At 72.1% G+C, this 13,574-nt stretch carries 10 protein-coding genes; 8 read left to right on the top strand and 2 right to left on the bottom strand.

The annotated features are described in order from the left end of the window. Nucleotides 1–1,045: hypothetical protein (locus QM572_RS16520; RefSeq protein WP_415095066.1), on the bottom strand; the 1,045-nt coding region annotated here is incomplete at its 3' end. Nucleotides 1,046–1,101: 56 nt separating this feature from the next. Here QM572_RS16520 and QM572_RS16525 point away from each other — a divergent pair. The 5 genes from QM572_RS16525 (at nucleotide 1,102) to guaA (ending at nucleotide 9,459) form a co-directional block, all read left to right on the top strand. Then, nucleotides 1,102–2,847 carry a glycerol-3-phosphate dehydrogenase/oxidase gene (locus tag QM572_RS16525; protein ID WP_415095067.1) on the top strand — a complete coding sequence of 582 codons (1,746 nt, stop codon included), beginning with the start codon at nucleotides 1,102–1,104 and terminating at the stop codon, nucleotides 2,845–2,847. Nucleotides 2,848–2,941: 94 nt separating this feature from the next. Further along, a complete protein-coding gene (locus QM572_RS16530) occupies nucleotides 2,942–4,201 on the top strand; it encodes a tyrosine-protein phosphatase (RefSeq protein WP_415095068.1) in 1,260 nt (419 codons plus the stop codon). A gap of 55 nt (nucleotides 4,202–4,256) precedes the next feature. Beyond that, a complete protein-coding gene (locus tag QM572_RS16535) occupies nucleotides 4,257–5,882 on the top strand; it encodes a succinic semialdehyde dehydrogenase (protein ID WP_415095069.1) in 1,626 nt (541 codons plus the stop codon). A 1-nt stretch (nucleotide 5,883) separates the two neighbouring features. After that, nucleotides 5,884–7,683: a GMC oxidoreductase gene (locus tag QM572_RS16540; protein WP_415095070.1), complete on the top strand. Its 1,800-nt coding sequence runs from the start codon at nucleotides 5,884–5,886 to the stop codon at nucleotides 7,681–7,683. Nucleotides 7,684–7,860: 177 nt separating this feature from the next. Beyond that, nucleotides 7,861–9,459, top strand: coding sequence for a glutamine-hydrolyzing GMP synthase (gene guaA / locus QM572_RS16545; protein WP_415095071.1), 1,599 nt, complete (start codon nucleotides 7,861–7,863; stop codon nucleotides 9,457–9,459). Between the two features lie 3 nt (nucleotides 9,460–9,462). Here guaA and QM572_RS16550 read toward each other — a convergent pair whose 3' ends face one another. Next, complete coding sequence (locus QM572_RS16550; protein ID WP_415095072.1) at nucleotides 9,463–10,017, bottom strand: TetR/AcrR family transcriptional regulator; 555 nt, start codon at nucleotides 10,015–10,017, stop codon at nucleotides 9,463–9,465. 64 nt (nucleotides 10,018–10,081) lie between these two features. Here QM572_RS16550 and QM572_RS16555 point away from each other — a divergent pair, with 64 nt between their 5' ends. From QM572_RS16555 to QM572_RS16565, 3 genes are all read left to right on the top strand, one after another. Then, nucleotides 10,082–10,543 carry a PaaI family thioesterase gene (locus tag QM572_RS16555; protein ID WP_415095073.1) on the top strand — a complete coding sequence of 154 codons (462 nt, stop codon included), beginning with the start codon at nucleotides 10,082–10,084 and terminating at the stop codon, nucleotides 10,541–10,543. Then, nucleotides 10,540–11,790 (top strand): NADH:flavin oxidoreductase/NADH oxidase family protein, encoded by a 1,251-nt coding sequence (locus QM572_RS16560; protein ID WP_415095074.1) that lies wholly within the window; start codon nucleotides 10,540–10,542, stop codon nucleotides 11,788–11,790. The genes QM572_RS16555 and QM572_RS16560 overlap by 4 nt, the downstream gene beginning before the upstream one ends. Nucleotides 11,791–11,840: 50 nt before the next feature. Then, a partial coding sequence (locus QM572_RS16565; protein ID WP_415095075.1) for a phytoene desaturase family protein occupies nucleotides 11,841–13,574 on the top strand: 1,734 nt, incomplete at its 3' end.

Here is a 13,574-nt window from a genome sequence, read left to right on the forward strand (position 1 = left end):
CGACGGGCGTGGGCAGCGCCAGCGCCCGCTCGGCGAGGGCGATCGCCTCGGCGATGTCGCTGCCGGCGCAGGCCGCCGCATGGCCGACGAGCGCCATCGCCTGGGTCTGCACGTCCCCCTCGGCGGCGGCCAGCGCGGCGGAGTGGCGATAGGACATCGCCGCCTGCGCGGAGTTCCCGCGCGCGGTCTGGATCTGTCCGCGCAGGTGCCACGACACCCCCGCACTCGGCGCCTCGATCGCCGTCCACAGGTCGCGTGCCGCGTCGCACTCGATCAGCGCCTCGTCGAGACGCCCGAGCCCGAAGAGCGCCTCGGCGACGTTGTGCCGCAGCACCGCCAGGCCGGAGAGATGTCCGGTGCGCTCGTTGACCTCCAGGCCGCGGTGCAGCTCGTCCAGGGCCTCGGCGTACCGGCCCTCCTCGAGCTCGCGGGCGCCGAGGTTGTTGCGGATCCGCTCGACCGTGAGCAGGTCGCCGGCCCGCTCGGCGAGCAGCAGGCCGCGCTGGTAGCAGCGCAGGTTGGCGTCGCGGTCGCCCGTGCTGGCGGCGAGCAGCGCCTGGACCACCCACGCGGCGCCCTCCGCGCTCTCGTCGGCCGCCACCTTGGCGCGTCCGAGGGCCTCCTCCGTCCGCGCCCGGCATCCCGCCTCGTCGCCGTGGGTCCACCGGATCGAGGCGTCGACGCCGGCCAGCCGGGAGCGGTCCGCCTCGGAGGCGCCGGCGAGGTCGGCCTCGCGGAGCACGGCGGCGGCGTCCCCGGAGTGGCCCAGGTGCTGGAGCGCGTAGGCCGCGCGCCAGGCGACGCCCGCGGCCACCGACTCCCCGCGCCGGACGTGGTCGACGACCGTCATCCAGTCGCGTCCCAGCAGCGCGGCGACGTACGCCGGCCCGCCCGCCACCACGGTCGCGACGGCGTCCTGCGGGCTGCGGTCGACCAGGTCGTCGCGGAGCGCCGCCGAACGCGCTCGTGCCGTGCCGTCGTGGCCACCGTGCCCGTCGCGCTCGTCGGTCACGCCCCGGAGCGTGGTCACGCGGCTGGTCGCCATGGGGGAATCGTAAGGACGTTCACACGCTCGTCACGGCTCTTTGCCATGATCGGGTCATGGCCTCCCCCGGTGCTCTGAGCCCCGAGGACCGCGATGCGGCCCTCTCCGCGATGGTCGGCCTGTCGGGGGAGTCCGAGCTCGACGTGCTCGTCGTCGGCGGGGGAGTGGTCGGCGCCGGCGTCGCCCTGGACGCGGTGACCCGTGGCCTCTCCACCGGGCTGGTCGAGCAGCGCGACCTCGCCTCAGGCACCTCCTCGCGCTCCAGCAAGCTCGTCCACGGCGGGCTGCGCTACCTCGAGATGCTCGACTTCGCGCTGGTCAAGGAGGCGCTCGAGGAGCGCGGCCTGCTGCTCACCCGGCTCGCCCCCCACCTCGTCCGGCCGGTGCCCTTCCTCTACCCCCTGACCCACCGGATCTGGGAGCGTCCCTACGTCGGCTCGGGCCTGATGCTGTACGACGGCATGGCGACGCTCGGCCCCCTCCTGAGCGGCACCGGCGGGATGGGGATGCCCCGGCACCGCCACCTCACCCGCAAGGGCGTCTCGCGGATCGCGCCGGACTTCCGGACCGACCAGATCACCGGGGCGATCCAGTACTACGACGCCCAGGTGGACGACGCCCGCCTCGTCATGACGATCGCCCGCACGGCCGCCCGCCACGGCGCCCACATCGCGACCCGCGTCCGGGTCACCGGCTTCCTGCGCGAGGGCGACCGCGTCGTCGGCGTCCGGGCCGTGGACCTCGAGCACCCGGACTCGGCCGAGCTGCAGATCCGCGCCCGGGTCGTGGTCAACGCGGCCGGGGTCTGGACCGACGAGATCCAGGAGATGGTCGGCGGCCGCGGCGCCCTGCACGTGCAGGCGTCCAAGGGCGTCCACATCGTCGTCCCGCGCGACCGGATCCGCTCGGACTCCGGGTTCATCGTCCGCACCGAGAAGTCGGTCCTCTTCGTCATCCCCTGGGGCCGGCACTGGATCATCGGCACCACCGACACCCCGTGGGACCTCGACCTCGCCCACCCGGCGGCCACGAGGACCGACATCGACTACGTGCTCGCCCACGTCAACGCGATCCTCAAGGAGCCGCTCGACCACGAGGACGTCGAGGGCGTCTGGGCCGGGCTCCGGCCGCTGCTCGTCGGCGAGTCCGAGCAGACCGCGAAGCTCTCCCGCGAGCACACCGTCGTCACCCCCGTCCCGGGACTGGTGATGATCGCCGGCGGCAAGCTGACGACCTACCGAGTGATGGCGAAGGACGCCGTGGACGCCGCCGCCCACACCCTGCGCACGCTCGGTCCCGAGCCGCGCGAGTCGATCACCGACCGGGTCCGCCTGCTGGGCGCCGACGGCTACGAGACGCGCTCCAACCAGCGCGTCCTGCTCGCCCGGCGCTCCGGCCTCCACGTCGGCAGGATCGACCACCTGCTCGGCCGCTACGGCGGCCTCGTCGACGAGGTGCTCGACCTGATCGCGTCCCGCCGTCAGCTCGCGCTGCCGCTCGAGGGCGCCGACGACTACCTCGCCGCCGAGGTCGTCTACGCGGTCAGCCACGAGGGCGCCCGCCATCTCGACGACGTGCTGTCCCGGCGTACGCGCATCTCGATCGAGACGTTCGACCGCGGCGTCACCGCCGCCCCCTCGGTCGCCCGGCTCATGGCCGGCGAGCTCGGCTGGGACCAGGACGAGATCGACAAGCAGGTCTCGTGGTGGATGCACCGCACCGAGGCGGAGCGGCTGAGCCAGTCGATGGTGACCGACGCCGAGGCCGACCGCGCCCGCCTCGAGGTCACCGACCTCGTCTGAGCTGAGTACGGCTGAGTGGAGTACGGCGCATTCTGGCCGGCGCGTGTTCACGGGACGTTCATCGCCGCCGGCCGTCACGGCTCGTTGAACGGGCATGTCTGCGTCGTACACCCGCGACCGTCGGCGATTCGGCCCCATCGTCGCCACCCTCCTCGTCGCGTTCGCGGGGATGGTGCTCGTCGACTCGGATCGAGCGGAGGCGTTCGACGCGAGCCAGGTCGCGCCCGACAATGCCGCCATCCAGTGGGAGGGGCGCTCCCTCGGTCTCGAGCACGCGCCCAACGCGCGCGACGTCGGCGGCTACCCGACGGCGGACGGTCGCTGGGTCCGCACCGGCGTCGCCTACCGGTCGGGTCGGCTGGGCGGCCTGACCTCCGAGGAGTGGCAGGTTCTCCGCGACCGCGGGGTGAATCAGATCATCGACCTGCGCAACACCGAGGAGAAGTCGGAGGCGCCCGACAACCAGCCGTCGGACATCGCCTACCAGGAGTCCGACATCACGGGCATCCCGCCGGGGCTCGACTCCGCGCAACTCACCGACCTGCTGTCCACGGCGCACTGCCTGGCGCCCGGCACCCCGGTCTCCCTGCTCACCATCGGGAACGCCACCCTCGCCGAGGGCGACCCCGAGGACATCTTCACCGCCGAGGGCTACCTCCTGGAAGCCTGCTACGCCGGCTCCCTGATGGCCTTCCGGGACGCGATCACCACCCTCGCCGACGCCTCGACCACCGTGATCTTCCACTGCAGCGCCGGCAAGGACCGCACCGGCGTGCTCGATGCCATCCTGCTCACCATCCTCGGCGTGGACCGGGAGACGGTGCTCGACGACTTCGAGGCTTCCAACGCCTATCGCGGGGCCGGCTCCGTCCAGCGCGAGTGGCTCGAGGGGTGGTTCCAGGCGGTGTCGCTGGACTGGCTCAGTTGGGACGACTTCGTGCGGAACGGTCTCGGGCTCAGCGACGCGACCGTCGCGGCGCTGCGCACCCGATTCCTGACCGACACCGATCCGCTCGCGCCGGCCGGCGACCCGGCGCCCACGCCGACCGCAACGCCGACCGCAACACCGACCCCACCGACGACCATGGCCGGCACCGGGACCACGACGACCGCGTCGCCGAGTGCGCCGTCGGTGCTGGTCGGCCAGAGCCGGCGGGTGCTGCGGGTCGAGCTGGCCGGGCGCCCGGCCCGGAACCTCCGCATCCGTCTCGACGGACGCCGCATCGCCACGGGGGTCGCGCGCCGGGGCACCGTCGTCCGGATCCGGCTGGCGAAGCGGCTGCGCCCGGGCCGCCATGTCCTTCGCCTGCGGACGAACGGCACTCTGATCCGGGTGGTCTTCCGGGTTCTGTGACACCGCGTCGCGCTTTCCCCTGGCGGGAGTGGCCCAGGACACATACTGTGGGTATATGAGCGACCAGCAGCCGACCACGCATCTCTCAGCAGGCTCCGACGAGGGTCCGCGCGATCCTGAGCACGACCCGGCGGCGGTCCTCGCCCTCGAGCCCGACTACGTCGACCGCCTGACGGCCCGCATCCTCGCGACCTCCGGCGAGACCAGCGAGGTGCGCTCGCCGATCAGCGGCGCGACGCTGGCGCACATCCCGCAGTCCAGCGAGGCGGACATCGTCGAGGCCTTCGCCCGCGCCCGGCGCGCGCAGGAGTCCTGGGCGCGTACGCCGTTCAAGACCCGGCAGGCGCTCCTGCTGCGCCTGCACGACCTCGTGCTCGAGCGTCAGGCCGAGATCATGGACCTCATCGTGCTGGAGTCGGGCAAGGCCCGGAAGCACGCCTTCGACGAGCCGCTCCACATCGCGCTGACGGCGCGCTACTACGGCCGCACGCTCGGCGACCACCTGAGGACCGAGCGCACGCCCGGGGTGTTCCCGGTGCTCACCCGCGTCGAGATCAACCACGTGCCCAAGGGCGTCGTCGGCATCATCTCGCCCTGGAACTACCCCTTCACCCTCGCCCTGTGCGACGGCCTCGCCGCCATCGCCGCAGGCAACGCCGTCGTGACCAAGCCCGACGCGCAGACGATGCTCACCGCCCTCCTGGGCGCCGAGCTCCTCGAGCAGGCGGGCCTGCCGAAGGACCTGTGGACCGTCGTCGCGGGGGAGGGGTCGGTCGCCGGGCCCAGTATCATCGCCAAGGCCGACTACATCTGCTTCACCGGCTCGACCGCCACCGGCAAGCGGGTGGCCCAGGGCTGCGCCGAGCGGCTCATCGGCTGCTCGCTGGAGCTCGGCGGCAAGAACCCGATGCTCGTGCTCGCCGACGCCGACCTCGACCGTGCCGTCGAGGGCGCCGTCCGCGCCGTCTACTCCAACAGCGGCCAGCTCTGCGTCTCGATCGAGCGGCTCTACGTCGCCGACGCGATCTACGACCGGTTCATGGAGCGCTTCACCTCCCGCGTCCAGGCGATGGCGCTGGGCGCCGGACTGGAGTGGGAGATCGACATGGGCTCCCTCATCAGCCAGCAGCAGGTCGACAACGCGACCGCGCACGTCGAGGACGCCGTGGCCAAGGGCGCCCGGCTGCGCACCGGCGGCGTCGCCCGCACCGACCTGGCGCCGTACTTCTTCGAGCCCACGATCCTCGAGCAGGTCACCCCCGAGATGGACGTCTTCGCCCACGAGACCTTCGGGCCCGTGGTGAGCGTCTACCGCTTCACCGACGAGGCCGACGCCGTCGCGCGCGCCAACCAGGGGGAGTACGGCCTCAACGCCAGCGTGTGGACCCGCGACACCGCGCGCGGCCGTCGCATCGCCCGCCAGATCAAGGCCGGCTCGGTCAACGTCAACGAGTCCTTCGCCGCCAGCTTCGCCAGCCTCGCCGCGCCGATGGGCGGGATGCGCGAGTCCGGGATGGGCCGGCGCCAGGGCCGCGAGGGCATCCTGCGCTACACCGAGTCGCAGACCGTGGCGACCGAGCGGCTGGCCAACATCGAGCCGATGTTCGGGATGAGCGACGAGACGTGGGCGAAGGTGATGACGGTGAGCCTCAAGGCCCTCAAGAAGACGGGACGCGCCTGAGATGCCGGCGACGCAGCACTACGACGTCCTCATCGTCGGCTCGGGCTTCGGCGGCTCCGTCTCGGCGCTGCGCCTGACCGAGAAGGGCTACAAGGTCGGCGTCCTGGAGGCCGGTGCCCGGCTCGCCGACGACGACTTCGCCGACACCTCGTGGGACCTGAGGAAGTTCCTCTTCAACCCCGCCATCGGCTGCTACGGCATCCAGCGCATCGACATGGTCAAGGACGTCATCATCCTGGCCGGAGCGGGCGTCGGCGGTGGCTCGCTGGTCTACGCCAACACGCTCTACGAGCCCCTCGACCCGTTCTACGAGGACCCGTCGTGGAGCCACATCACGGACTGGAAGTCCGAGCTGGCGCCGTACTACGACCAGGCGAAGCGGATGCTCGGCGTGGTCGTGAACCCCTTCCTCACCCCGGCCGACAAGGTGATGCAGGCGGTCGCCGACGACATGGGCGTCGGCGACACCTTCCACGCGGCGCCCGTGGGCGTCTTCTTCGGCGACCCGGGGCAGACCCCGGGCACCAAGGTGGCCGACCCCTTCTTCGGCGGCGAGGGTCCCGCCCGGCACACCTGCACCCAGTGCGGCGAGTGCATGGTCGGCTGCCGGCACAACGCCAAGAACACGCTGGTGAAGAACTACCTCCACCTCGCGGAGAAGAACGGCGCCGCGATCCACCCGCTCACCACCGTCACGCGCGTGATCCCGCGCCCGGCGGCCGACGGCGGCGGGTACGAGGTCCGGGCCCGCTGGACCAAGGCGAAGCTGCGTCGCGGAGGCCAGGCCGAGAAGGTCTTCACCGCCGACCAGGTGATCTTCTCGGCCGCCGCGATCGGCACCCAGAAGCTGCTGCACCGGCTCAAGGCGACCGGTGACCTGCCCGCGATCTCCGACCGTCTGGGCGAGCTCACCCGCACCAACTCCGAGGCCATCCTCGGCGCGATCGCCCCCGACCTGGCCGTCGACTACAGCGAGGGCGTCGCGATCACCTCCTCGATCCACCCCGACGCCACGACGCACTTCGAGCCGGTCCGCTACGGCCACGGCTCCAACGCGATGAGCTTCCTGCAGACCGTGCTCACCGACGGCGGCCCCGGACGCAAGCGGCGCTGGCTGAAGGAGATGTGGAGCCAGCGCGCCAACCTCCGCAAGCTGTACGACGTCAAGCACTGGTCCGAGCGCATGATCGTGCTGCTCGTCATGCAGGCGCTCGACAACTCCATCACGGTCTTCCCGAAGAAGACCCCGCTCGGCTGGCGGCTCTCCTCCCGGCAGGGCCACGGCGCGCCCAACCCGACCTGGATCCCCGCCGCCAACGAGGGCGCACGCCTGATGGCCAAGGCGATGAGCAGCAACGGCGAGGAGGGGTACGCCGGCGGCACCATCGGCGAGCCGTTCAACGTCCCGATGACGGCCCACTTCATCGGCGGCTGCGCGATCGGCGACTCCCCGGAGACGGGCGTCATCGACCCCTATCAGCGCCTCTACGGCTACGAGGGGCTCCATGTCGTCGACGGCTCCGCCGTCTCGGCCAACCTCGGCGTCAACCCCTCGCTGACGATCACCGCCCAGGCGGAGCGGGCGATGAGCTTCTGGCCGAACAAGGGCGAGGCCGACCAGCGGCCCGCCGTGGGAGAGGCCTACGCCCGCATCCCGGCGGTCGCTCCGGTGCGTCCGTCGGTCCCCGAGGCGGCCTCCGGCGCCCTCCGGCTGCCCATCGTCGAGGTCACCGTGGGGCGCCATGCGGCGGCTCCGGAGGGGGCGGAAAAAACTTCCGAGAATTCTCCATCGCCGGCGTAACCGGGGTCACAGCATCTCGTTGAGCCATCAGACCCGGGACTTGCTCCCTCCCTCAGATGTCCGGGTCGAGGCGGTCACAACGACCCCTGAGAGCCCGGCCAACCCTCCCTCCCGGCCGGGCTCTCGACATTTGCCCGGGCGAGGGGCGCGGACCGGCCGGGCCGATAGGATTCCGGCATGACGGATGCCCCCGCCGAGCACGACCTGGTCCTCGTCGTCGACTTCGGCGCCCAGTACGCCCAGCTGATCGCGCGCCGCGTGCGCGAGGCGAAGGTCTACTCCGAGATCGTCCCCCACACGACGCCGGTGGCCGAGATGCTCGAGCGCAGGCCGCGGGCGATCATCCTCTCCGGTGGCCCGAGCTCCGTGTACGCCGAGGGCGCCCCCAGCATCGACGCCGCCCTCTTCCACGCCGGGACTCCGGTCTTCGGGATGTGCTACGGCTTCCAGCTCATGGCGCAGGGCCTCGGCGGCACGGTCGACAACAACGGCTACCGGGAGTACGGCCGCACGCCCGTGAGCGTGGGGTCCGCCGGCGTACTGCTGAAGGGCCTGCCGGCCCTGCACAACGTGTGGATGTCGCACGGCGACTCGGTCTCGCAGGCACCTGAGGGCTTCGCCGTGCTCGCCTCCACGCAGGGCACGCCCGTGGCCGCCTTCGAGAACGTCGAGGCGGGCATGGCCGGCGTCCAGTGGCACCCCGAGGTGCTGCACACCGAGCACGGCCAGCGGGTGCTCGAGCACTTCCTGTGGGACATCGCCGCCTGCCGGCAGACCTGGACCATCGGCAACATCGCCGAGGAGCAGATCGCGCGGGTGAAGGAGCAGATCGGCGAGCGCGGCCACGCGATCTGCGCGTTGTCGGGCGGCGTCGACTCCGCGGTCGCCGGCGCGATCGTGCAGAAGGCCATCGGCGACCGGCTGACCTGCGTCTACGTCGACCACGGCCTGATGCGCAAGGACGAGACCGAGCAGATCGAGCGCGACTTCGTCGCCGCCACCGGCGCCGACCTGAAGGTCGTCGACGCCGAGAAGCAGTTCCTCGACGCGCTGGCCGGGGTCACCGATCCGGAGACCAAGCGGAAGATCATCGGCCGGGAGTTCATCCGGACCTTCGAGCAGGCGCAGGTCGAGATCCTAGGCGACGACCCCGACGCCACGGGCGCCTCAGGTGAGGGGGAGAAGATCGCCTTCCTCGTGCAGGGCACGCTCTACCCCGACGTCGTGGAGTCCGGCGGCGGCGCCGGCACCTCCAACATCAAGAGCCACCACAACGTCGGCGGCCTGCCCGACGACCTCGAGTTCGAGCTCGTCGAGCCGCTGCGCGAGCTCTTCAAGGACGAGGTCCGCGCCGTCGGCGCCCAGCTCGGCCTGCCCGACGTGATCGTCCAGCGCCAGCCCTTCCCGGGCCCGGGCCTCGGGATCCGGATCATCGGCGAGGTCACCCGCGAGCGCCTCGACATCCTCCGCGAGGCGGACGCCATCGCCCGCGAGGAGCTCTCCCGCGCGGGCCTCGACCGCGACATCTGGCAGATGCCGGTCGTGCTCCTGGCGGACGTCCGCTCGGTCGGCGTCCAGGGCGACGGCCGGACCTACGGCCACCCCGTCGTCCTGCGCCCGGTCACCTCCGAGGACGCCATGACCGCCGACTGGGCCCGCCTGCCCTACGACCTCCTCGAGCGGATCTCCACCCGCATCACCAACGAGGTCCGCGAGATCAACCGCGTCACCGTCGACATCACCTCCAAGCCCCCCGGCACCATCGAGTGGGAGTAGCCCTCAGTCGGCGATCAGTCGCACGAGGTACGTCGACGCTTCCTCGAGCGGCGTCGTCGACCGGGTGGCCCGGGCCCGGGCCAGCGCGCCCTCGACGGAGCTGACGACGAAGCTCGCCAGCGACCGCGCCTCCTCGGGCGAGCGACCGTCGCGTGCGAGCAGCGGCGCGATCTCGTCGACCCACAGGGCGAAGACGTCCACCGCCGCGACCCGGACGGTCTCGGCGTCGGCCGAGGCCGCCGCGGCCATGATCGGGCAGCCCAGCCTGAAGTCGGAGCGGACCAGATCGGCGGCCGTCTGCTGCACCAGCTCCACCACCGTCGCCGAGGCGCCCATGGCCGTGCCGAGCTCGCGGATCCTCCTCTGCATCCAGCGGCCGGCGGCCTGCGTGGAGACGGCGATCAGCTCGGACTTGCCGCCGGGGAAGTTCTGGTAGATCGACCGCCGAGCGCTCGCGCCCCGCTCGAGGAGGTCGGCGAGCCCGGTCCCCTCGACGCCGTGCTCACGGACGAGCTCGATGGCGGCCGCGATCAGGCGCTGGCGCGGACTGGCAGACATTCGTCCCCCTCGGACCCGACAGGAAGGTAGACCGATCGATCTACCTCATGCTTGTATGTAGACCATGCAGTCTACCAACGCATCGCAGCCGCCGAGCCCCGCCGCCCTGAGCGGCCTCGAGCTGCTCCGGGCCGGCGCCCCCTTCATCGGCCAGCTCCCCGGCATCGGCCGGCTGCTGGGGATGGAGGTCGGCGTGGTCGAGGAGGGACGCTTCGAGCTCAGCGCCGTCACCCAGCCGGACTTCGCCAATCCGATGGGCGACGTCCACGGTGGCATCTGCGCGACGCTGCTCGACTCCGTGATGGGGTGCGCGGTCCACACCACGCTCGCGGCGGGGGAGGGCTACTCGACGCTCGAGATCAAGGTGAACTACACCAGGACCGTGCCGACCTCCGGCGTGCGTCTGGCGGCGGTCGGCACGACGATCCACGTCGGTGGGCGCACCGCGACCGCTCGGGGCGAGGTCCGCGACGAGCAGGGCCGGCTGGTGGCGCACGGCACGACGACCTGCCTGATCCACCGATGAGCGCCGTCGGCGCCGGAGTGGGCCTCGCCGCCCTGGCGCGGCCGCTCACGCTGCCCAACGGCTTCGTGATCCCCAACCGGCTGGCGAAGGCGGCTCTCAGCGAGGGCCTGGGCCGGCGGGACTTCTCGCCCGGCAGCAGGATCGACAACCTCTACCGCAGGTGGGCGGACTGTGGCGTCGGCCTGTCGATCACGGGCAACGTGATGGTGGACCGGACCCAGACGGGCGAGCCCGGCAACGTCGTGGTCGAGGATCGCCGCCACCTCGACGACCTGGCGCGCTGGGCAGCGACCGCCAAGGCGGGGGGCTCGAAGGTCTGGGTCCAGATCAACCACCCCGGCCGGCAGATCCCGCGCACCGTCGGCACCCACCCGGTGGCGCCGTCCGCGATTCCGCTTCCCGGCGCCGCGAGGCTCTTCGCCACCCCGCGCGCGCTGAGCGGTGGCGAGGTGAGGGACATCATCGGCCGCTTCGCGAACACGGCGAGGATCGTCGTCGAGGCCGGCTTCGACGGCATCCAGATCCACGGCGCCCACGGCTACCTCGTCAGCCAGTTCCTCTCCCCGCTGTCGAACCAGCGCTCCGACGAGTGGGGCGGGACCCCCGAGCGGCGGCATCGCTTCGTGCTGGAGGTCGTGCGGGCCATCCGGGCCGAGGTGGGCGCCGACGTCCCGGTCGGCATCAAGCTCAACTCGGCCGACTTCCAGAAGGGCGGCTTCGCGGAGGCCGAGTCGCTCGAGGTCGTCCACAAGCTCGCCGAGGAGGGCATCGACCTGCTCGAGGTCTCGGGCGGAACGTACACGAGCTCGGCCATGCTCGGCGTGGACGAGTCCCTGAAGGAGAGCACGCGCCGGCGCGAGGCCTACTTCATGGCGTACGCCGAGCGCGTCCGTGCCGCGCTGCCCGAGCTGCCCCTCATGCTCACCGGAGGGTTCCGCACCGCCGGCGGCATGGTGGAGGCGCTCGAGTCCGGATCGATCGACCTCGTCGGTCTGGGCCGCCCCCTGTGCGTGCAGCCGGACTTCCCCGCCGAGCTGCTCGCGGGCCGTGCCCAGGAGAGCGTCGTCGTCCCGCACCGGAGTGGCATCCGGCTGCTCGACAACCTCACCGAGCTCACCTACTACAGCGTCCAGATGTGGCGGATGGGCAACGGCAGGGAGCCGGCCCCGGATCGGCACCCGGCGATCAACGTCGGCCAGTACCTGCTCCACAACGGGCTCGAGGGCCTCCGGCCCAGGCGCGCATGACCAGCAGCGCCCCGGACCCGGCACACCATCTGACAGACAGGAGGGCCGCCGTGGCCCAGTTCGACACGATCGTCATCGGCGCCGGCCTCGGCGGCATGAGCACCGCCGCGTACCTCGCGGCCAACGGCCAGCGGGTGCTCGTGCTGGAGCGCTACGCCATGGTGGGCGGTTCGACCCACATGTTCCGGCGGCGCGGGAGGTGGGAGTTCGAGGTGGGGGTCCACTACATCGAGGACTGCGGGCCGGGCGGCCTCATGCCGCGGATCCTCGGAGGCCTCGGACTCGCGGACCGGGTCGAGTTCCTGCAGCTGGATCCCGAGGGCTGGGACACCATCGTGGGCCCCGACTTCGAGCTGCGCACGCCGGTCGGGTGGGACCACTACCGCGACAACCTGGCGCAGGCGTTTCCCGGCGAGGAGCGGGCGGTCGATCGCTACGTGAGGCTGCTCCGGAAGGTCGGCCCGGCGGGCGAGCGCACCCACCCCGACTTCGGCACGACGAGGCGGTTCGCCGCGGCGGGTCTCGCGGCGCCGCTGATCGTGGCGCCGCTGGCCGGCGTGCTGGCGGCGTGCGGCTTCAGCCCCCGGGCGGTGTTCGCCCTCTCCTCGCAGGCCGGCGCCTACTGCACCGATCCCGTCGTCGCCGCCTTCGGCTGGCACGCGGCGTACGTCGGCAAGGCGATCGGCACGACGGGCGGCTGGTATCCGCGAGGCGGAGGCCAGGTGCTCTCCTCCACCCTGCTCCAGTTCCTCACCGCCCACGGTGGCGAGGTGCGCACCGACAGCACCGTCGAGCGGATCCTCATCGAGGGCGGTCGTGCCGTCGGCGTCCGGCTCGAGGGCGGCGAGGAGCTCCGCAGCGGCGCGGTGGTCTCGGACGCCGACATCAAGCACACGCTCCTCGACCTGGTGGGCACCGAGAACCTCCCCCGACGAGCTGCGCTGCGGGCCCGCGCCCTGACCATGGGCCAGCCCTTGTTTAACACCTACGTCGGCATCGAGCTCGACCTGCGCGGCACGCCGAACTCCAACTTCTTCGCCATCCCGTCCTGGGAGCCCGCGACGAGCCTCGCCAAGCTCGGCGCCTTCGGCACGAGGATGATGCGCAACGGCTTCCAGGGCGACCGCGACACGTGGCTCGACGCGTTCAGCGACTCGATGCCCGGGTTCATCCACTCCGCCACGATCCGCGACCCCGAGAACCCGCGGACCGCGCCCGCGGGCCACACCTCCTTCGAGGTGATGACCATGGTCCCCTCGAGTCCCGACCTCTGGGACGTCGACGCCTCCGATCCGGAGGGACACGGCTACCGCGACTCCCCGATCTATCGGGAGATGAAGGAGCGGATGACCGGCGCCATGCTCGATCGCATCGAGCAGGTCTATCCCGGCGCCCGCGCCAAGACGGTCTGGAGCGAGGCGGCCAGCCCGGCCACCCAGACCCGGTACGCCCGCAACACGAACGGCGCCTGCTTCGGCCTGGGCGTCACGCCCACCCAGTACGGTCCCACCAGGCCGGGAACGAGGACGGCCGTGGGCGGCCTGTTCCTGGCCGGCACCAGCACCCGCTGGGGAACCGGGACCACCGGATCGATGCTGTCGGGGATGCACGCCGCCGGCGCCGTGCTCGGGCGGGACCTCGTGGGCGAGGTCATCCGCGAGGACGCGGTCTACGGCGATGCCCGTTCGCTCGGTCCCGTCGACCGGTACTGGGACGCGGTGGCCGTCGCGCGCCACCGTGGCGCCGGCCCCGGCGGCCCCGACGGCCTCGGCGGCCTCGGCGGC

It is taken from the genome of Nocardioides sp. (assembly GCF_047607365.1).
Classification (GTDB): Bacteria; Actinomycetota; Actinomycetes; order Propionibacteriales; family Nocardioidaceae; genus Nocardioides.